Raw genomic sequence first — 22710 nt, 5'->3', positions numbered from 1 at the left:
ATAAACAAATATATTTTACTTGAATTATACATTACTGTTAATTAATTAAAAACACATGTTATTTATTTAACAAGAACGTTTTAGATGCCCCCCTATTATTAACAGTTATGAGAACATTGCCTATGTTCTTAATATTCATCAATTCCATATCTTTCATGTCAAAATTTTCAAAAAAGCCTGATTGCAAAGGAGATAACTGATCAAAACCACCACTACCGTTACCCAATAATACAACACCTCTACTACCATCATATTTTATCGTTTCTACTTCCACTGAAAAATTATTCCCCGCTGCCACAACATCAAGGTTTCCATCTTTATTCAGATCTAAAATTATTGACTTGTTAATTGGTCCAAACTGTGCAAATGAAGGAAGATTTACTGATTTAAAACTCCCGTTATCACTCAATAAAATAACCGAACTGAAAACAGTTGCTGAATAATGTAACGCATTATCTAAAGCTTCTTCGCCGTAAATGGTTTTAAGATCCGCAGTTGCAAAATCGGCATAGGAAGGAAATTTATTCACGATAAAAGGCATTTGATCTGACGAACATTGTCTACCTCTCACTGGGTAACAAATATTGTTTTGATATTTCGCTAAAACGATATCATAGGTTCCGTTCTTGTCAAAATCACTACAATAAATTTCCAGTGGTTTTTTATCTGTTGGGTGAAATTTATTATTCTCACCAACATTTCCAACAACATAATCGTTTACTCCATCACCATTAAAATCACCTTTAGCAATTGAATACCACCAACCTACTTCTGCTGAAGGATTGAATTTTTTTGTCACATCACTAAAAACTCCGTTGTTATTCTCAAAAAAGGTAACAGCCATCCATTCGCCGACAACAATTAAATCGAGATCTTTATCGCCATCAATATCATCCCACAATAAATCAGTAATCATACCTGGCCCCATGAAAGATGCTAATTCTTTACCCTGTTGTTGATTGGTTGACTGAACAGTAACATCTGTGAAGTAACCACTTCCATTATTATTTAACAAATAACTTCTTGGTGCAAAAGGATAATACCCGGGTGTTTGACGGCCAGCAACATAAATATCTAAATCACCGTCGTTATCGTAATCTGCAAAAGCGATACTTTGACCTGAAGTAACCATTGGTGGCAATCGATCTGTTGACTCATTTTTAAAATTGCCATTACCATCGTTGATGTATAATTTATCGAAATATAAATTGGAATTCAGACCGAATTCATTACCTCCTGACGACACATACAGATCAAGATCCCCATCGTTGTCAACATCTAAAAATTCACAACCCAATTCTTCAATGTCTAAATCTTTTGACCAAGGCCCATTCTTCTCGGTGAATCCATTTTCGGATTGTAACATTAAATGACCTGTTTGACCTGAAGCTCCGGAAATATAAACATCCTCTAGTCCATCGCCGTTCACATCTCCCTTCGTTATAAACGGCCCAAGTTGGGACATTTTATTCGGTAAAAGCACTTCACTCTCAAAATCATCTACAGTTACCTCTTTGTGAACAAAAGTAAAAATAGAATCACTAATATCTGTAAAAAATTGACCTGCTTTATTTTCGTTATTCAATGTTCCAGCTTTCGCATCCGTATAGGCTATTGTATGTACTTTATTTACATCCAAGTTTGACGCAGTGTAAGATTTACCATCTGGGAAATTAACAGTTATTTTCTTTATTTTATCAACTTTACCTAAACCAAAATGCACGATATTCTCCATTGAAGATTCGTAACCACGACTCACAAACATCTCGTGGTACTGAATTCCGTTTTCGGTTTCTATCGTCACTTTTGAGCCAATCGCTCCAGGATTATTGGTCGAGCCTTGTACTTTAAAGCGAACATAATTATTACTTGATGATAATTTATTTTCAAGAATTGAAACATTTTCATCCATATTACACATCACTAAATCCAAATCACCATCCATATCTAAATCAGCAAAAGCAAGCCCATTAGAATTAATTGGAATCTCCATTCCCCATTCCGCTGTTTTATTAATAAACTTTAAATCACCACTGTTTTTATACACATAATTGTAAATTTTTGAAGTTGGCATTAAGTCCAAAACCTCTTGAAAATTACTATCAATCCCCTGCTCATTCTCTATTTTTGAATAAATTCTTGTATAATCATTGTCCCGTGCTTCTCTTTTATAACCATTTGTTACAAACAAATCTTTATATCCATCATTATCAAAATCAGCAAATAATGGAGCCCAACTCCAATCTGTATGCGAAACACCTGCAAATTGAGCAATTTCTGAAAATGTACTATTCCCATTATTTAATTGTAGAGCATTAAACATGTATTGGTAATGAAATCCTACAGTGACAAGATCCCAAAAGTTTTTAGAACTCATACCTCCCATATTTCTTTTAGACCTCACATGGTCTTCTGCTGCCATATCAACAGTCATAATATCTACAAAACCATCATTATTAAAATCAGCAGCATCATTACCCATTGAATAATTAGAAATGTGACTTGTTGTCTGCTTTATTTTTTCCGTAAATGTTCCGTCCCCATTGTTCATATACATAAAGTCAGTATCTTGATAATCGTTCGATACATATACATCTGTAAATCCATTCCCATCATAATCACCTGTCGCGACACCTAAGCCGAAACAATTACTTGCAATCCCTACCTTTTGCGTTACATCTACAAATTTTCCATCTTGATTTTCTAGAAACACATCTGCATCTAGACCAAATTTCTTTAATCTTAAAAATTCAGAAACCGAAACAAATTTTTCTCCTGGGGTTTTAATTGGGTGATTTAGTATATATAAATCTAAATCTCCATCATTGTCATAATCAAAAAATGCAGCATGTGTTGTTCTTGCCAAAACATCTACACCGTATTCTTTCCCTTTTTCCGTAAAAGTTCCATCTTGATTATTGACGAATAGCATATTTCTTAAAAGCTCTTTATCCTTCGGATCACCAGATCTACAAACATAAATATCCAACCAACCATCGGCGTTAATATCTACCATGGTTACACCTGTATGCCAACCATCATTTGCTGATTCATCAAAAGAAGTTGCCGTAACATCTTCAAATTTTAAATCTCCTTTATTTAAGTATAGTTTATCTTGAATTTGATTTCCTGTTAAATAAATATCAGTTAACCCATCATTATTTACATCACCCAGTGCTACACCTGTACCATTATAGATATACTCATAAGTATAAAAATTAAAGTCAACGTTTTCCGTTACTTTATTTACAAAATTAACGCCACTATGATCGGAGCTAACCATTTCAAATTTCATTGACTCCGAAATCGCGTTTTCTTCATTTTTCGTATTTTCTTTCTTAGCCTCACCTCCACAAGAAGTAAGGATAAAAACGACAAGGGCAATTAAATAAACATTCTTCATATTTAGAACTTTCAAAATTTACATTCTAACAAATATACTAACTTTGCCCCAAATTATTTATTATGGATATAAATCTAAAACATAAAACAGCAATTGTGTGCGGAAGTACACAGGGAATTGGACTAGCAACGGCTAAAGAATTAGCAAAACTAGGCGCAAACATTATACTTATAGCAAGGAATCCTGAAAGACTGGAGTCTACTATGAAAGCGTTGGATACGAGTGCTGATCAATCACATGCTTTTATTGTTGCAGACTTTACTCAACCAGAAGAATTAAAGAATATGCTGGACATATCTTTAGGGAATAAATCGGTTGAGATTCTAGTTAATAATACAGGCGGACCGGCTGGCGGATTGATTCATGAAGCTTCAACTGATGAATTTATCGCTGCATTCAACCAACATTTAATTTGTAATCACATCCTTGTGCAAGCAGTTAAAGATAAAATGATCGCTGCTAAATATGGACGAATTATAAACGTTATTTCAACTTCAGTAAAACAACCTTTACCGAATTTAGGTGTTTCTAACACGATAAGAGGAGCCGTTGCTAATTGGAGTAAAACACTAGCGAATGAATTGGGACAGTATAATATCACTGTTAATAATGTTCTTCCTGGCGCAACAAATACTGCAAGACTTCAATCTATCATTGAAAATAAATCAGAAAAAACAGGTAAAGCTTTTGATTCGATTAAACAGGACATGGCTAATGCTTCGCCAATGGGTCGCGTTGCAGAACCAGAAGAGGTTGCGAATGCTATTGCTTTCTTAGCTTCTCCTGCAGCGAGCTATATCAATGGAATTAATGTTCCTGTTGATGGTGGCAGAACGAAGAGTTTATAGGGCTTAGTTTTTAGTTCCTCCTACGCTATGGCTTCGAAGGACGAGGGGTTATGGGAATAGATATTAGTCGAGAACGCTAAGGCTTGATGATAGTTATATGCAACCTTTTTACTAAATATTATACAATTACCTTAAGAAAAGGAGAGCAAGTTGACCATTAATAATTGATAGATAGAACTAATCTACATAGCAAGCATCATAAGCGATTTGGTGAATCTTTTTTCGAACGCCATATTGGTAAATTCGATTGTTCACTTTTGGTGTTACACGATTGGATAGGAAGATAAATGTTAAACCATTTTCTGGATCAATCCAAAAACAAGTTCCAGTAAATCCTGTATGACCAATAGTTGCTGGTGAAGCATCACCTGAACAACCAAATGCCGACACATTAATCGACGGCTTGTTAAAACCTAAACCTCTATGCGAATTAGGTTGGGTAGCAATAAATTTATTCACTGTTTCAGCCGCTAAATATTGACGCCCTCCGTACATTCCTTTTTGTCTAATCAATTCGCAAATAATAGCAAGATCATTGGTTGTTGAAAATAATCCTGCATTTCCCGCAACACCACCCAATAATGCAGCATTAGGATCATGAACATGGCCTCGTAAAGTTTGTTTTCTCCAATAATTATCCGTTTCAGTCGGCACGATTTTTTCCTTAGCAAATTCCTTGCGAGGCATGTATCGCGTATGATCCATTGAAAGTGGTTTAAAGTAATAATTCAAAAGGAATTTATCGAAATTATTCGCAGTTGTTTCTTTCGCTTTTAAATCAAATTTTTCAGGATTTTTATCCAACATACTTTTAAAAAGGACATACAGCGTATTCATATTGACATCACTGTACTTATAAGGTTTGTCGGGATCTAACCAAATTTGATTTAAGGTCAACCACATCGAATCAAGATATTCATTTTCCAAATAGAAATTCTCAGCAACCTCTACATTAAAAAATTCGCTAGGTTGATCACAAAAATATTTGTCAAAACGCTTCACTGAATCCTTCACATACTGCATATATCTCAATATTGGAAAACCAGCAGGCATTCCACTTTTATGCGTTAATAATTCAGAAAAAGTAATATTTCGAATTGTACTTGGAAATTGAAGATGATCTTTTAATGAGTCAGGTAAAAATTTAGATAAACTATCTTGAAGTTTAAATGTTCCTAACTCATATAATCGCATAGCGACCATTGTAGTCGCAATCACTTTGGTTAGAGACGCTAAGTCATATAGGGATTCACTATTTACTTTACGAACGCGGTCATAACTATGATAACCAAAAGATTTATCGTAAATAATACAACCATTTTTAGCTATTAAAACTTGACAACCAGGAAATGCTCTTCCGTTTAAAGCGGATTGAACTGTAAAATCTATTCTTTTAAGTGTATCAGCATTCACTCCGACAAAATCTGGTGACGTTCGTGCTAAATATTTTTTCTTGATGGACAATCCTTTTATAACAGTATCGTTAAGAGAGAAATCACCTTTTAAAGGCAGTCGCGCAGCGAATTGTTGAACCAAATATTCAAATTCTAAATCACTTGTAAACACGAGGTTCTTTTGATTTGATAAGTATTGATATTGTTTAGGATCTGCAAAACAAACAAGGCTATTTTTTGTATTTACACTATCTTTAATATAACCCAAAAGTGCAGCTGATAAATCCGTAGGAATAATCAAGACATTTGGGTCTTTGAATTGATTTAATTTTTTCAAGAAAATACTGTCTAAAATCACCCTTTTGAATTGAATATTATTTTCTGATCTAATTCTTGAATTGATACTGATTTCATCAGCATGATAAACAGTAGTTTTTTTCGAAATCGCGACGAGTTTATTTTTATTATTTAGTAGGCTTGTACTATTTAACTTGAAATTTAAACTACTATATTCTAACTCTTTATTTGAGTCGTGAGAAATAGTATCGTATATTATACTAAGTTTTTTCTCTAGAATTCTTCTCGTACTTTTTTCGTATTCATTAAAATCTTCCTCCCTCAATTGCCAGTTATTAAAACTCAAAACATCTGTTAAAGCAGTATCCAAAGTAACCGTTATTAAGTCTGCTCCGTTTCGCAATAACCATTGTTTCATTTTATCCTTGGGATGCACAATAAATAGGCCCTCAAAATCATACAAATCCCTGAATTGATTAAAGACAACAGAATCGATATAAGTAAGGTTAATTTTGATCCCGTTTTTAACCTTTTGAAGGCTTTTAATAAATTCTGGGTAATCTGACTCAAAATTTTGATCGGAATAATTGGCTTGAATAAAACTGCTGCCATTTAAAGATTGCCATTTTTTTAACCATTCCTCACCTTGGTCTGACCAATTTAAGTTACCTGCAAACTCAATTAAATTATACCCTATATTATTAAAGGGTTTGATCAAATCTAAATTAAGGTTTGCTTTATTTACATCCCAAAAAGGGTAAGGATCGGAATTTAAAACATCAAAAAATTCAGCTGTATAAAAAGGTGTAATTGGCAATAGTGTATCAAGGTCTAACTTCAACTTTTTAATACTGTCATTTTGCCAATTTACAAACTTTAAGCCTCCAGGCTTACAATCAATTAACCATGTTTTTAATGCTGGAATTTTATCTTGATACGCTGCAGGAATTTCGATGATAAAATGCTGAGCATATTGATCCTTTGCCGACAACAAACCAAAAATAGAATCAGATATATCGTGATTAGAAAATTCAATTTCTTGACTATTTTTCTTTGGTTTATCTGTCTTACAAGATTGTAACAACAGGCCAATAAAAAGGAATAAAAGGATTTTTTTCAGATTCACAACCAATTGATTACAAAAAAACAAATGTAATCAATTACCGCAATATTGTTATTGTTCCTTCATATTCATTCACTTCCCCTTCAAAATTCTTTATAATAGCCTTATAAACAAGGACAGCGTCTTGCACAAGCACATTGCCATAATCACCATTCCATTGAAATGAAGGATTATAAGATTCAAATACAATTTCACCCCATCTATTAAAAATACCGAAGTAAAATTCTACCGCACCAATTGTACTAACTGAGTAGGAATTATTGAACGAGTCTCCATCAGGCGTAAATGCGTTAGGTGCATAAAAATAATATTCAGGTTTTATATAGATTGGTTTTGTGATTGTATCAGGACAACCCAAGTAATCATAAGCAATTAGGGTAACATCATACCATCCGTAAGGTGAATAGACAGTACTTGGTGAGTGCAGATCAGAAAATAATCCATTGTCAAAATCCCACTCCCACGCGACACTTCTTTCTGAAGAATTAAAAAAGGATACCGGTAATCCATCCATCGGATCTTGAGAAATAATATTAAAATTCGCTAATGGCTTTATCACTTCAACTGTCGATTTACCTACAATTTCGTAGGTATGACAAGCATCTTCAACAGCAACATAATAATCAGTTGTTTCCCAAGGTGCTACTTTTACGTTACTTGTAGTTTCTCCGGAATGTAACCAATAATAAGTGTAATCTCCTAATCCTTCCGATGCTGTAACGAATAAATTCGTACTATCCCCAGGGCAACTCAATTGGTCAGGTCCCATTTCTAATTGTAAAACTGAAGCGGTAACGGTAACCATCACATCACCTTCTATTGTCTCTCCACAGCCATCAGTTACGGTTACAATAAACGTCTTCGTCACCATTGGAGAAACAGTTACAAAAGGTCTTTCCGTCAAAAGCAATTCATCCAAAGTCCAAGCATAACTATATGTACCTTCCCCACCTCCAGCTTCAGCCGCTAATACCATCGGCGTATTTGGACATAAAACAGTTGTATCATCACTAGTAAAAACCACTAGTGGCGGATAAACCGGGACGGTAACTGTTCCAGAAACCGTAACAGGAATACCAATACATGCATCATTAACAGTAACAAAGAATTCAGCCGTTTCTTCAGTTTCAATTGTTACTGTAGGCGCATCTCCACCTATAGCCCATTCATAAGTATAATCAGGCAAACCTCCTGTAACAATAACTTCTAATTCCACTTCATCTCCAGCACATCGCACCATTTGATCCTCAACTGTTGCCACCAAATCATCGACATCGCTTATATCCAAATCAATCGTTACAAAATTGTCTTCTCCACAAGGATCAGGATGATTTAATTCGATTGTTAAAGACTCAATACCTTCAATTAAATCATCATCGTAAACATCAAAAGAAAAAGTTTTACTATTCTCTCCGATCGCGAAATTTATTGTTTCTGGCAAATCTTCATAATCAACACTCTCAGTTGCTGTACCATAAGTAACAATAGGAATTGATAAAGCCTCTGAGATATCTCTTCTTGTTACTGTAATTGTTGCTTTTTCACACCCTTCCCCCATTGTTTTCCCATCTCCATAACCGTCTAATTCTAAAGCCGCCGACATTTTTAATGGTAAATAACTTTCTAAACTATTCGCTTCCAAAAATATTCCAGAATCGTACGCTTCGTCACCTGCATCAGCAATTGCGATACTTAAATGATAAGTTTCACCACATTGAACAGCAGCTCTTGCTTCCATTACAATTGTAAAACCGTCATACTGAATATAGAAATCACTTGCATCTTGAGGTGCCGTATTACCGAGACCATTATTCACGTAATAATCACAATTTCTGCAAGGACCTTCGTTAGAAACACCATTATTAATATTATCGATAGAAACAGGACCTCCGATTAAAGGTATTTGCGCCATGTTTACCGTCCCTCCAAATCCGGGACCGGAAATATAAAAAGCGAAAACATCATTAAATCCTTCACCAACGAATTCGGGATATTCATCCGAACCAAACACATATCTAAACCTAACTGAATCACTTTGTGGAACGAAATCAAATTCTAGAATCGCAGCATTTTCGGTTTCAACACCTGCTAAAGTAGTTAAAGGTCCATATCCAGGTGCTCCATTAGCCTTGCCGGCTGAAGATGTATTGTTCGGACCAAAAGGGCCACGTTGTTCACGAATCAGACCTCCAATTTCATTCTTTACTGTTCCGGTTGTTAAAATAATTCCACTCGCCAAACCTAAATTTGTTGCGACACCGTTAAAAGAACCAATTGCTTCGGGAAAACCAGTATATCTTACACCAGAAACTGCTACTCCATCACCAACTAGTATATCTTCAACCAAAGTTGTTGGAGCAATACCCGTTGTTGTAACCAGCTGTCCATATGACAAACAAGGCATTACGAGGAGGCTAAGAACAATAGATATTTGTCTGATATTTCGCATTCATTTCTTATCAACTATATAGCTATTGTTGAATGATTTATTTTGGATTGGTTTAAAAATTCCTTAAGCACTTATAAATATAACGTTTTTCAAGATAACAAAGTTGTCTTTAACGTTGAATTAATGAGTTAACTGTAGGAATAATTGATTTACTAATTTTTTATAAAATTATTACGAACGTTAATTTATAACCTTAACTTTGCACGTCTAGTGGCTATCAGAGAAAACATAAAGAACTATTTTCGTCGAATTCGGGTTAAACATAAATTAACCTTTATTAACGATTCTAACTACCATGAAAAATGGAGTGTTCGTGTTTCGTCAATGAACTTATTTACCCTCGTAGCACTTTATACCATTGTTGTTGTAGTAGCATTGCTTTTATTATTGAACTACACTCCGCTTAAGGCAATTATTATTGATGATGACATGTATGCAAGTCAAGCGCAAATCAATGAAAACACCAAACAAATTGGCTCGATTAGTAAAGCTTATAATCAACAAACTAAATACATGCGTGACCTCAGGAGCATACTGAGAGACGAGCCAATTGAAGATGAACTAAAAGGCGAAATGGGCGACAGTTTAGTTGACAACTATTTACCAGATTTTAGCAAATCGAAAGAAGACTCAATTTTGCGTGCTAAGGTGGCAAAAGAAGAACAAGCACGATCAAAACATGTCGAAAATGTAGGTTATGAATTTTTCTTCCCGCCAGTTGTTGGAATAGTATCACAATCATTTAATATTGCAGACGAACATTACGGTGTTGATATAGCTACTACAGAAGATGCTCCAATAAAGGCTTGCTTAGAAGGAACTGTTATTTTCACCGGATGGGTTTTGACTGACGGAAACACCATCACTGTTCAACATAAAAACAACTTAGTATCAGTCTATAAACACTGTTCTCTCATCTTAAAAAAACAAGGCGAAAAAGTTCAATTAGGTGATCCGATAGCGATTGTTGGAAATACGGGAGAAAACACATCCGGTCCACATCTTCATTTTGAATTGTGGAAAAACGGCAGATTCTTGAATCCTGAATTATACATATCGTTTAATGAATAATACTATTCTTATCGATAATAAGCCGATTCAGTTTCGTTTTATTACATTTGTACTCGATTTAAAAACTAAATTTTAATGTGGTTTAAACTTTCACAATTTATCCTAAGAAACAGGATTCTTATTTTATCTTGTATCCTAGCGATTACAGTATATCTTGGATATTTTGCGTTGACAAATCTTAAAGTTGACAATACTTATGGAACAATGCTTCCAAAAGATTCACAACCAAAAAAGGATTACGAACTACTTAAAAAGTCGTTTGGTGGAAGTGAATCATTGCTAATTTTCTCTGTAAACCCAGAAAACCTATATAGTTTAGAACAATTTCAAGCATGGTATGACATGGGCGAAGAAATTTCTGCTTTTGATGCTATTGATTCTGTTTTTTCTGAGGCGCATATCTATAATCTAGAAAAAAATACAGAAAATAAAACTTTCTTCTTTAATAAGACAGTTAAAAATCGTCCTGAAACACAAGCAGAAGTAGACAGTCTCAAGCAAGAAATTCGTAACAACCCTATTTTCGAAGACTTCTTATACAACATAGAGAGTAAGGCTTCATTGATGATGGTTTTTGTCGATGAAGAAATCATGAAGGACATGAAAAAAGCCAATATCTTATTTGATGTTGAAGATGTGGCTAGGTCTTACGAAGATATATTAGGTCCTGTTCGAATTTCTGGAATGCCTCACATTCGTGTAGCCGTTGGAGAAAAACTTAAAGGGGAATTAGGCTTATTCATTGGGCTTTCCATTGGTGTTACATCATTACTATTATTCATTTTCTTTAGATCAATTAAGATTGTATTAATAGCATTAGTAGTTGTTGTTATTGGCGTGATATGGTCTTTAGGTAGTATCGGTGCATTTAATTTTCAGCTTTCAATTTTAATGGTATTAATTCCACCATTAATTATTGTGATCAGTATTCCAAACTGTATTTTCTTGATCAATAAATTCCACCAAGAGATTAAAGATCACGGAAATAAAGTAAAAGCATTATCACGTGTCATTCAGAAAATAGGGAATGCTACATTCTTAACGAATTTAACAACCGCGTTAGGATTTTCTACTTTCATTTTTACAAATTCAGGTCGTTTATCTGAGTTTGGTAAGATTGCATCATTAAATATTTTATTGGTTTTTGTATTGTCAATTACCATCCTACCAATCATTCTAAGTTATTCTAAAATCCCTAAAAGCAAGCATTTAAAACACTTAGAAAAACAATGGTTGCATTTTACTGTTGAGAAACTAGAATCTTTAAGTTTGAATAAAAGAAAATACGTTTTTATTGGATCTGGAATTGTTGTTTTAATCGCAATTATTGGTACACTTCAAATTAAAGCAACGGGTAATGTCACCGGAGATCTTCCTCAGGATGATCAAATAACACTTGATCTATTATTCATTCAGGACGAATTTGGTGGATCTATACCTTTTGACATCTTAATTGATACCAAAAAGAAAAATACATTTTACACTCGTTTTGATGAAATTGATTCTGCTCAGGTTCTATTAGAAAATTATGGGCAATTCTCTAAATCTATCTCTATTTCCGATGCCATTAAGGTTGCGAACATGGCGTATAGTAATAATAACCCAGATAAATTTGAGATTCCTTCTACTTCCAAATTACAAAAAATTGGAGAATATATTTCAAATTCAACTAATGCAGGTGGAACGAATGGATTTGTAGATTCGACACGGATTTTAACGCGTATAACAACACAAATTAAAGATATCGGCTCATACGACATTCAAGAAATAATTGATAGTCTAAACCCTTTATTTGTTCATATTATCAACCCACATAAAACGTATGTTGATAGTATGGTAAGTTTGATTGATGGTCAATCTGGCGCTGAGAAGGATGCCAATCTAAAAGAACTTTATGCTAATTTCCCACCCATACTTAGCGACCTTAAGAAGCATTATGCAGGTGAAAATGAATCATTAAGAGACGAATTTGCCTTGAATGAAAGTTCATTCTATAAATTACATAGCGATAAAAACTTTAATCAAAACTTAAAAGAGGCTGCTGCACTTAACGAGTGGGGCGTGACATTTACTGGCACTTCTGTTGTTGCTTCAAACGGTACGCAATATTTGGTAACCAATTTATTAATATCACTTGGTATTGCCATCGTGCTTATTGGAATTTTGATGTCAATCTTATTTAGATCTTGGAGAATGGTACTTGTGTCCCTTGTTCCGAATTTTGTACCACTATTATTCACTGCAGGTATAATGGGTTATACTGGCATACCAATTAAACCTTCAACATTATTAGTGTTTAGTATTGCCTTCGGTATTTCTGTAGATGATACGATTCACTTTTTAGCTAAATTCCGTCAAGAGTTAAAAACGCATGAGCATGATTTAAGATATTGTATTCTTTCAGCCTTACGAGAAACAGGTACGAGTATGATTTATACATCAATCGTTCTATTCTTCGGATTCTTAATGTTTACTTTCTCGGAGTTTGGAGGAACAAAAGCTTTAGGTATTTTAGTTTCATTAACGTTACTTGTCGCTATGTTCGCTAACTTGATGATCTTGCCAAGTTTATTGTTATGGATGGAAAAGAAGATCTCTAATAAGGCGATTGCTGAACCATTATTCCAATTATACAATGAGGAAATTGATATTGAATTAGATCAGTTAGAGATTGACAGTGAAAATAGAAATTCATAATCAAAACCTTATTTCGAACAAATTGTGACTGAAAGCATTCTTAAATACCAGCGTTTTATTGAAGAAAAATTAGCCGAATTTGAATTACCAGATTCTCCTAAAAATTTATACGAACCGATTCAGTATTTTTTAAATATCGGTGGTAAAAGAATGCGTCCTGTAATTACGTTGATGGCTTGCGAAATGTTTAACGACGATTATTCATCCGCAACTGAAGCTGCTTTAGCGATTGAGCTATTCCATAATTTCTCGCTCATACATGACGATATCATGGACAATGCACCTTTGAGAAGAAATCAGATGACCATTCATGAAAAATGGAATGAAAACATTGGTATTTTAAGTGGAGATGCCTTGTTAATCGAATCTTATAAAAAATTAGCAACTTATTCGCCCGATTTATTGGTTCAATTATTACCATTATTTAACGATACTGCTAGTCTTGTTTGTGAAGGCCAGCAATTAGATATGGATTATGAATCTGCCGATAATGTTAGTATCGATAATTATTTGGAAATGATTCAAAATAAAACCGCTGTACTTTTAGCATGTAGTTTAAAAATGGGTGCATTGATTGGTGGTGCTGAATTGAATACTGCGGATAAACTATATGGTTTTGGACTCAATTTAGGTCTTGCATTTCAATTACAAGACGACATTTTGGATGTATATGCAGATCAGAATAAGTTTGGCAAACAAATAGGTGGTGACATCATCGCAAATAAAAAAACCTATCTACTTTTAAGCGCTTTTGAAGCGGCTTCTAGCGCTCAAAAAGAGGAATTGGTAAGATTGCTTAATGAAACTGATACAGGCGCTAAAATCAAAGGTGTTATGGATTTATATGCAGCTTTAAATATTCAGGAGAAAACTTTTTCTAAAATGAATAGCTACTATAATGTAGCCATGGAAAATCTTAACGCTATCGACTTCCCTGATGAAAAGAAAATTCCTTTAGAAAACTTAGCGAAGTACTTATTAAATCGTGAAGTTTAAAACCTGATCGTCACATTCAACCAATCCGATTCAAAATTGGCCTTATATTCCTTGTAGAAATCAATCGCCGGAGTATTCCAGTCTAATACTTGCCATTCGAACCTTTTAACAGCCGATTCTTTAACAATTGAATGGAGATGATCAAAGAGCAATTTACCAATCCCTAAACGTCTATATTCTTTCGTTACAATAAAGTCTTCTAGATAAATTGTAGGACCTTTCCAGGTTGAATAACGTGGATAGTAAAGTACAAAACCAATAATCTTTTCATGATATTCTGCAACTTCAACTTCGAACAAGGGATTGGTTCCAAAACCATCTTCAATTAGTTGTGCTGGACTCGTAATTACTTCGTTACTGGCATGCTCGTATTCTGCAAGCTCACATATTAGCTCAAACACACCAAACATATCGTCAGCTTTACCCTTTCTAATAGAGAGTTTATTTGAATCAAAAGAATTAGACATGATATAGGATTATTGCGCCAAATTAAAGATCAATGAGATACCAGCCCTTGTATTTGCAGTGTTGAAAGCTGTTGACAATTTAGGTTTGTTTACTACACGATCAAAGTACAATGCAATATTCAAGTTTGGTCCGATATTATAATCAACTTTCGCTTTTATAGAGTACATTTTCTGTCCTGAAGTAAACTGTCGACTATCTTCAATTATATTTCTACTTAAAGAAACGTTATCACGAATAGAAAGATCTAATCGCATTGTTAAGTCGCTTTCTGGAGTTTTTCCCGAAATTTTTATTGGCAGTTTAACTTTAGAGAATTTATAACCACCTCCAATAACATATTCAGTACCATGCATTTCAATTATTTGCAAGTTACTTACATTTAATGCCATTGATCGATCTCGTTTGTATTCGAAATTTGTAATTAATCCATTCTTACCTACTGTCCATGTAGCATTTACACCAATTAATGGAGAAAATTGCTCTGAAATAGTTACACTTTGCATTTGAGTTTCCGAGATAAAGTTCATCGATGCATCTCGTTGCTGCAATCCATCAAAATCAAATGCCCCTAGGTTAGTTTGAAAGCTAGCTACAGATACATTAGATCTATATGCATGCGATAATGTAAAATTCTTAACGCGGTCTTTTAAGAAAGACATTTTTGATAATCCGTCATACCTTGCATCCCAATTAGGCAATGGTAATGTACTGAATAGATCAACCAATTTATTGCCTGATGAACGACCGGTATATGCAGCAAGGAAAGAATTGATCAATACATCTTGTTGATTTTCACCAAAGCCATCATAATAACCATTGTCCTGCAAAGTTGTTCCGTATTCTTCACCTAATAATTTAGATGCTTGCGTACGATAAGCTCTCAATTCTTGAAATGCTTTCGATCCATCTTCATCATCATACGATTGAAATGCCGTTTTCCACGTAATGGTCGTATAACTTATCGATCCTCCATTTACAACATTCTGATACTCCCAATCACCAATTCCACCATCTGTTATCAACGTATCATTATATCGATAATAACTGTTTTCGTTTTCCGTATACTTTCTATCAACTGTTAAATTAATTTTTAAATCTTTAAACGGCTCGAAAGCAGCTCTTGCATTTATTGATTGCGTATGTGAGATTGTATGTTGAATATTCAAACCTGAATTCTCAACCAACCAACCTCTACTTGCAGCATAAGGTGCATATGAATCAAATTCACCCCAAGCATTATTTTGTCTGCCCAATAAATCTAAATTTTGTTGTCCTGCAGTAAAAGCAAAGGAAGGCGCACTAAAATTATCCATCCCAAATAGAGATGTCTCTCCAGCATAACCAGGTAATAACATCCCATCATTTTCACTATAATTAAAAGTGAAATTTCTAAATGACATAATCAAACGCCCAGTAGTTTTTACAATAGGATGTAGACCTTCACGCTCTTTTTTCTTCTTTTTCTTTCCATCTTCGTCTTCTTCACTATCCTCTGTTTTCTCTTCGTCGTCTTTCTTAGAATTCTTATCTGGTTGATTTCTATTCGCAGTTTGTCGACCACCTCTATTATTACCGCCTCTACCATCATTATTGATTTTTTCAAAGAAACCAATCTTATTGTAAAGTGTCACCATATTGAATTGGCTGTTGATTGTAAAATTTCTTGAATTTTGAATCGTATGACCAATCTCTGGAACAGCCAATGGCGCTCTACGCCAATCATAACTTCCTCTTAATTTTGCGTTTGCTGAAATCCAATCTGTTAATGGTAATTTATCTAATGGTAACTTATAACTCAAGTCATAACTCTGCCCATAATTCAGCGAATAACCACCAAATTTAATTGAATCGCCGTCAAATGGTTCAAAAGCACTACGAATGCTACTTTTATAAAGTTGATAATTTTCATAATCCTCAGTACCTTGATTAGCATCTTTATTTATTGCGCCACCTGGTTCAAGAATAATAGCACTATTATTTGCAGAGAAAGTAAACTTGATATTCTTTGAAAGATCATATTTCAAATCATAATTTCTATTCCAAGTAAAATTCTTTAAATAAGTAGGTTTAAAAATAAAGTTGGTATCAAGTGCATTTCTATTTTGACGCTCATTATACATTCGAGATAAATCAGTATTAAAACCAACTGACTTCGGTCCTACATAGAAGTTAAAATCTTTAATGATAGAAAACCATTTCGATTTATTTAAGAAACTTACCTTTTTAAATGGCTCGACCAAAATCGGTTTAGCAGAGTAATTATAAACTAGTCCACCTCTATATGTTTTAGTTATATCATGATCGGTATTGATATCCCTTTGATATAATTCGTTGTAAGAATAACTAGCCGACCAGTTTTCTATATTCCATGGTAAAACTTTCTTACCAGATGGCCGTTCACGCCTTACATTGGTGAAATTGTATGATTTTCTTCTTGTTATATCTCTTGATATTTTTGCGCGTTCTCGTCGGGTCTCAAGATCATATTCTTTAAGCGGAATATCTGGTGCTAAAAGGTCATATTGTGGATCAACTGCAGAGACAGAGTATCCTACATAAAACGGTATCTGTAATTTAATTTTATTTCCAAAAAATTGACCCAATTCAATATTAGAGGATGCATCAAAGGACATCTGTGTTTCCCTTTGTCTATCACTAACTTTAGATTCAAGTGCTCCCCAACCAGGAGTAGAATAGTTACCTGCTAAATTAACATTTGCAAAATCAGCCAACTGCATATTTACTCTCGCCGTAGAAGCCCATCCACCAGTTTGATCAAAGTCGGTTAATCTTAATTCGTTCACCCAAATTTCTGCACATTTCTCTTGGCCATCCTCCACATTTTGCCAAGGATGGTCGTCGGCAGACGATGGATTCCTAACCCCAATCATAATCACTTTCATGCCTTGAAGATTAGGATTACCCTTGACTTTAATTCGTGTTGATACACCATTATCATTTGGTGGTAAATCTCGTACATATTCACTTGTCGTGGATATATCGAACCTATCCCGTTCCATTTTCAAATTCAGTAACGAATCGAAAACAATTTCCATATCATTGGCTATCGGCCAAATAATTTCAGCCGTCAATGCATTTGCCGCAGTCCCCCATGGCGTAAGTTTAACAGGCATCTCATATTCATAATAATTTTCGTCAAAATCAGTACCTAATCGAATAAACGTGGTCAATTGATCACTCTTTAAAAGACTGGAGTCACCCCTAGCTTCGCCATGCACAAACATTTTCAATTTTTTGTAGGACCTGACATCAAATTGCACATTTTTATACGCTGCTCTCGCATCTCCATCTTGTAATCCACAAATCTCAAGTGATAAAGACTGCTCATTCAACTGTCTTAAATTTAATGATCCCTGATCTTGTTCTCTGACGATGTTTGGAGGAATAATATATCCAACTGGAGATTTACCTGCGTTTTCTTCTAAGTTGACTGCAGCTAAATTAAACTCTGTTCCGTTAGGGTCACCCGGAATTTCTTCACCTGGACCAGTCAAAGCATCTTGATACTTTCTCCATTGTCCTCTAATTAATTCTAATTTTGCAAATCTTAATACAACTTCATGGTCAAACCCTTGTAAGAACATTCTCATAAAACGAATTGAACGAAAATCAGCTATTCCATTTACGATATCGTCTGGATTTTCAATTGGAATTTTAAACTGGTACCATTTTTCAGTTTTACCAGTTTCTTTGCTTACTTCTACAATTTGCTCATTGGTAATATAATTTCTACCTACTTGCATATCTGTAGGTTTTAAACTTACCTTATACTGAAAGTAACTTTCTGTTTCACTTAAGTTATTATCTTGATTTAAATCTTCAATATCAGGCGTCAAAGTACCTGCTGTTGGATAACCTTCATCATTTTTATCTGCAGAGAATTCAGATGTTGCTGAATTCCCTTCCATACCGTTAAAATATTTATAACGACGCAAAATATTATATTCGTTCGTATCATAAATATCATCTCGATAATAATTAAAATTATCACTTGAAGGATCATTTAATAATTTCGCTTTAGCATCTACCGAAAGTGAACTTGAATTTACCCAACTAACGAAATTACTGAACTTTACACGCTCCATTTCATCTCCAAATCCATCCAATCCAACATCTTGGAAGGTTCTTGTAGTACCATCATTATCGAATGCATTTACAATAACTTGTTCGTTAGACACAGCTGCCCATGCAGTTGTATCATAATCTTTAGGATCTCCTACACTCGGCCCAGTTGGTAAGCCACTTTCAAAACTTTTTCTTGAATCAGGTAAAACGTCCTCTGATATATTACCCAAATTGAAATATAAATCACCCCCACCGAGGTTAGTCGTCATAGAATCAGTTGCGTCGTCATTAAATGGATCCAACATCCAGAATTGAATAAACTGAACATTCGCAGTTTCAAAATTCGTTGTACTTAAGGCACGCATAATTCCACCCCATCGATCTTCTGGATTGTTGAACTCTCCATTTTCGTCAATAAAAGCAGCTGTAGTATCATAATTATATGCACCCCTTTCTTTTGGATAATAAGCCAAATCTAACACTGATATATTATTCAATGTACCTACTTGAACGTCATTGTTTGGAAATAATTGATCTTGTGCTAGTTGATGGTATTGAGAATTTAATAAAATATCTTCGTCATCTTTTAAATGATCAGGAGTTGCACTTGAATTTTGATAGAAAGTAGAAAAATCAATTTGATACCAAGCCAATTGACTCCTATTAAACCCTGCTTGTGTACCAGTTTTTATAGCTGACTCTGGAAATAAATCGGCCTGTCCTTGTGGAACTGATGCCAATCTCCATGAACCATACAATCGTAAATCAATAGAACTTTGACTTCCTTCAAAACCGTCGATATAAGAAACGCCTTCTTTACTAATTGCTCTTTGCGTACCTGGAATTAAATATGCAAATTCTCCATAAGCTGTAATACTCGACTTTTCTTTGGTACTAATGAATGGTAAATAATCAACCAACTTGGTTAAAAAGGGTGCATCCGTCCGGTAACTAATATCCGTACCAATAACAGTATTACTCATTGGTTCATCACCAATATTAACTTTAGTAGTAAGCGGTTTTTCAGTTAAGTTCATAACTGTTGCTCCCCAGTTAAAGTCCTTATTAAATTCGTAATTGAAATGGGCTCCTACAAGTGATTTTGACTGAATACCATAATAGGAATTACTTTCTAACTGTACTTTAATAGGCGTTTGCGACTCAAGAATACCTTGATTCAAGATACGAACTCTACCCAAGTTATAATCTACGGTATAATCTACACCCTCTGTTAGTTTTGCCCCACCAGCGGTTACACTTACACTTCCTTCAGGCACATTTAACGCATTCAAAGAAATTTCAGAACTGACTGAAGATTTATAACTACCTTTTATCAAAAACCTATTCTTACTCGGTATTTGCTGAGCAGCTGTTTTAGTTGAGTCATACAATTCTGTAAATGCAATTCTATTAGCCTCAGTCACCGACATTTCCTTAGCTCTCAGTTTTTCATACAATAAATTACCAAAAGGTTCTACCGTAGTAAAGTAGACTCGTCCCGTCCGGGGATCAATAGTACCACCATTGGTCGCCCTATTACCTTCATAGACTATTGGAACAAAATCAAATCGTCCATCACCGTATAATTGTTGATTTAAATTCAATCTATCCAAATCTAATTGTTGCATCAAGAGAACATCATTAACACCTTCATATGGCAGATAATTAATATTTACACTCGTAGAAGGATTATTGTACCAAATGTCAAATGTAAAATCTGCTGCACTTACTTGGTATGCACCAATTGAATAAACGTTCTTCATCATTAAATCCCAAGTTTTATTACTTGGATTAACAACAGTTGCTTTAAGTAATTTTAGAATCAAACCACTTTTCGATCCTTCTTGTACAGGAACATCATTCGTAAATTCCCCTACTTGGTATGTTCTACCGTTTAAAGTATATTGATATGCAACACCTAAAACTTCATCTTGATTTAATGGTGAACGTAAGGATACAAAACCTAATTGAGCATTATAAGTAAATTCTTGTTCACTTAATTGTCGTGCATTTTCTACTTTTTCATAATGAACAGATTGAACGAATGGTCCTGGTGATCCCGCATAAGAAGCTAATTTAGCAACTGCACTTGAAAACTCGCGAATTTCTGAGGCCCCAGATAGTTCTGCATATAATGAATTGGCATCATTGTTAGGTAAGTCACTTGTTGGACTATTATCGATCGGAAAACCTTGAAAATTTGAAGGATTACCTTCACCTAAATCTGTAAATGCAATAAAGTTTCGTGTATCCTCCACTCTATTAATACGATTGGTAACCCAAACCTCAATTTTAGTAATAAAAACACCCGAACTTACAATAGGCATTGTACGCATTGCAGAATCGTAATGCTCACGATGATAATAGTTTAAGAAATAGTGTTTATTCGCTTCATAATTATCTACCTCTACTTCGTAATCTTGAACTTGAGCACCTCCGGCAACATTAATTTCTTGTCTTTGTGCTTTTTGTTGTGATAAAATTGTTTGCGCTGTTAAACGACCAAATTTTAAATCCGTTCGAATTCCAAATAAACTTTGTGATCCTTGAATTAATGTCGTGTTTAATGGTAAACTTACGTTACCTGCCTCAATTTTTTGAATAATTTCATCTTCATATCCCGTATATTCAATTTTAACTTGATTCTGGAAATTAAAGGTTGCTTGCGTATTTTGACTAATGGTTAACTTTAACTTATCACCAATTTGTCCAACCATATTCAATTGAATTTGTTGTTGAAAGTCGAAAGTAGCAACACGTCTTTGTTTTTCTGGAAGCGCTGGATTATCATAACGCGAAACGTTCACACCGAACGAAAGCTCAGCCGTACCTTGTGGCCGAATACTTATTTCATCACTACCAAATATATTCTTAAACGCCTCACTTTTAACACTTACACTTGGTTGAAGAATATTATTTTCTTCTTCGTTAGTTTCGTCAATTTTATTACTTAGATGCTCTTCTAAAGCCTTTTTTCTTTGATATTCTAAATACTCTTCCCTTTTCATTGAAGTAGGGTATCTATAATAACGATCACCAATTTTTTGAATTATTTCGTAGGAGTCCGTTTCAGGATTATAAACAATATCTGTTTTAATGTTTGAAGGATCGGCTAGATCAATTCTTGATTTTTTTCGGTTTGTATAATCCGTATAATCGTAAATTGGAAATGGTAGTTCAACTCGCGGACTATCATCAGCCATATTTAGCATCTGATTATCCTCAGATATTCCACCTACTCCAGCCAATAATTGCGAAGTAAAACCAAGTAAGAGTATAAATAAAATTCTTTTCACGTAAGCTATAATACCTTTAATGCATCTTTTATCAATCCTTCTACAGTTTGCCCTTCTGTAGCTACTTTTTTAATTGCCTTTTCTGCACGCGGTTTATCAAAACCTAAAGACAATAGAGCATTTAACGCATCATTTTCATTAGTATTGTTTATCGGTATAAAATTTTCTTGATTTTGATCGAAGTTTCCGACCTTGTCTTTCAAATCAATGATCACTCTTTGAGCTGTTTTAGCACCAATTCCTTTAATACTTTGAATCAATGCTACATTGTCAGTAACGATTCCAGTAGCGATTTCAGACGGTGTTAATGCAGACAACATTAAAATAGCCGTATTTGCACCAATGCCTGAAACAGAAATCAATAAATTAAACATTATACGCTCAGTTGTTGTATGAAAACCATATAATGTATGTGCGTCTTCACGAATTTGTAATTGCGTATAAATTTTAATTTGCTCTTCAGGACCTAATTGAGAGAAGGTATTTAAACTAATTTTTACAAAATAGCCAACACCATTACATTCAACAATAATATTTGTTGGTGTTTTCTCAATTAATCTACCATTTAAATGCGTAATCATA

The 22710-nt window shown here is 34.3% G+C and carries 10 protein-coding genes; 4 read left to right on the top strand and 6 right to left on the bottom strand.

The genetic code is table 11. The annotated features are described in order from the left end of the window. Nucleotides 1-58: 58 nt before the first annotated feature. Nucleotides 59-3403: a VCBS repeat-containing protein gene (locus tag T367_RS0120425; RefSeq protein ID WP_027421485.1), complete on the bottom strand. Its 3345-nt coding sequence runs from the start codon at nt 3401-3403 to the stop codon at nt 59-61. A gap of 62 nt (nt 3404-3465) precedes the next feature. On the opposite strand from T367_RS0120425, the gene T367_RS0120420 reads away from it, so the two are divergent. Then, nucleotides 3466-4251, top strand: a complete 786-nt coding sequence (locus tag T367_RS0120420) for an SDR family oxidoreductase (RefSeq protein ID WP_027421484.1) — start codon at nt 3466-3468, stop codon at nt 4249-4251. Nucleotides 4252-4428: 177 nt separating this feature from the next. Here the strand turns inward: T367_RS0120420 and T367_RS24395 are convergent, their stop codons facing one another. Both T367_RS24395 and T367_RS0120410 read right to left on the bottom strand, forming a co-directional pair. Next, a complete protein-coding gene (locus T367_RS24395) occupies nt 4429-7068 on the bottom strand; it encodes a serine hydrolase domain-containing protein (protein ID WP_157454339.1) in 2640 nt (879 codons plus the stop codon). 34 nt (nt 7069-7102) lie between these two features. Then, nucleotides 7103-9514 carry a choice-of-anchor L domain-containing protein gene (locus T367_RS0120410; protein ID WP_084274509.1) on the bottom strand — a complete coding sequence of 804 codons (2412 nt, stop codon included), beginning with the start codon at nt 9512-9514 and terminating at the stop codon, nt 7103-7105. 210 nt (nt 9515-9724) lie between these two features. Between T367_RS0120410 and T367_RS0120405 the strand changes: the two genes are divergently transcribed. The 3 genes from T367_RS0120405 (at nt 9725) to T367_RS0120395 (ending at nt 14278) form a co-directional block, all read left to right on the top strand. Beyond that, nucleotides 9725-10585 (top strand): M23 family metallopeptidase, encoded by an 861-nt coding sequence (locus T367_RS0120405; RefSeq protein ID WP_027421481.1) that lies wholly within the window; start codon nt 9725-9727, stop codon nt 10583-10585. Nucleotides 10586-10660: 75 nt separating this feature from the next. After that, nucleotides 10661-13282 (top strand): efflux RND transporter permease subunit, encoded by a 2622-nt coding sequence (locus T367_RS0120400; protein WP_027421480.1) that lies wholly within the window; start codon nt 10661-10663, stop codon nt 13280-13282. A gap of 24 nt (nt 13283-13306) precedes the next feature. Then, on the top strand, nt 13307-14278 hold the full coding sequence (locus T367_RS0120395) for a polyprenyl synthetase family protein (RefSeq protein WP_245593083.1): 972 nt from the start codon (nt 13307-13309) through the stop codon (nt 14276-14278). On the opposite strand, the gene T367_RS0120390 is transcribed toward T367_RS0120395, so the two are convergent. The 3 genes from T367_RS0120390 to ruvA are packed head-to-tail and all read right to left on the bottom strand — an operon-like array spanning nt 14275 to nt 22709. Then, complete coding sequence (locus tag T367_RS0120390) at nt 14275-14745, bottom strand: GNAT family N-acetyltransferase (RefSeq protein ID WP_027421478.1); 471 nt, start codon at nt 14743-14745, stop codon at nt 14275-14277. The two genes, T367_RS0120395 and T367_RS0120390, sit on opposite strands and share 4 nt — an antisense overlap. Nucleotides 14746-14754: 9 nt before the next feature. Beyond that, nucleotides 14755-22128 carry a T9SS outer membrane translocon Sov/SprA gene (gene sov / locus T367_RS23405; protein WP_051568712.1) on the bottom strand — a complete coding sequence of 2458 codons (7374 nt, stop codon included), beginning with the start codon at nt 22126-22128 and terminating at the stop codon, nt 14755-14757. 5 nt (nt 22129-22133) lie between these two features. Then, complete coding sequence (gene ruvA, locus T367_RS0120380) at nt 22134-22709, bottom strand: Holliday junction branch migration protein RuvA (protein ID WP_027421477.1); 576 nt, start codon at nt 22707-22709, stop codon at nt 22134-22136. Between the last annotated feature and the right edge of the window lies 1 nt (nt 22710).

The organism is Crocinitomix catalasitica ATCC 23190 (assembly GCF_000621625.1).
GTDB classification, from domain to species: Bacteria; Bacteroidota; Bacteroidia; order Flavobacteriales_D; family Crocinitomicaceae; genus Crocinitomix; species Crocinitomix catalasitica.
The sequence above is the reverse complement of the archived record's forward strand: the minus strand, read 5'-3'. Positions and strand labels throughout refer to the sequence as shown.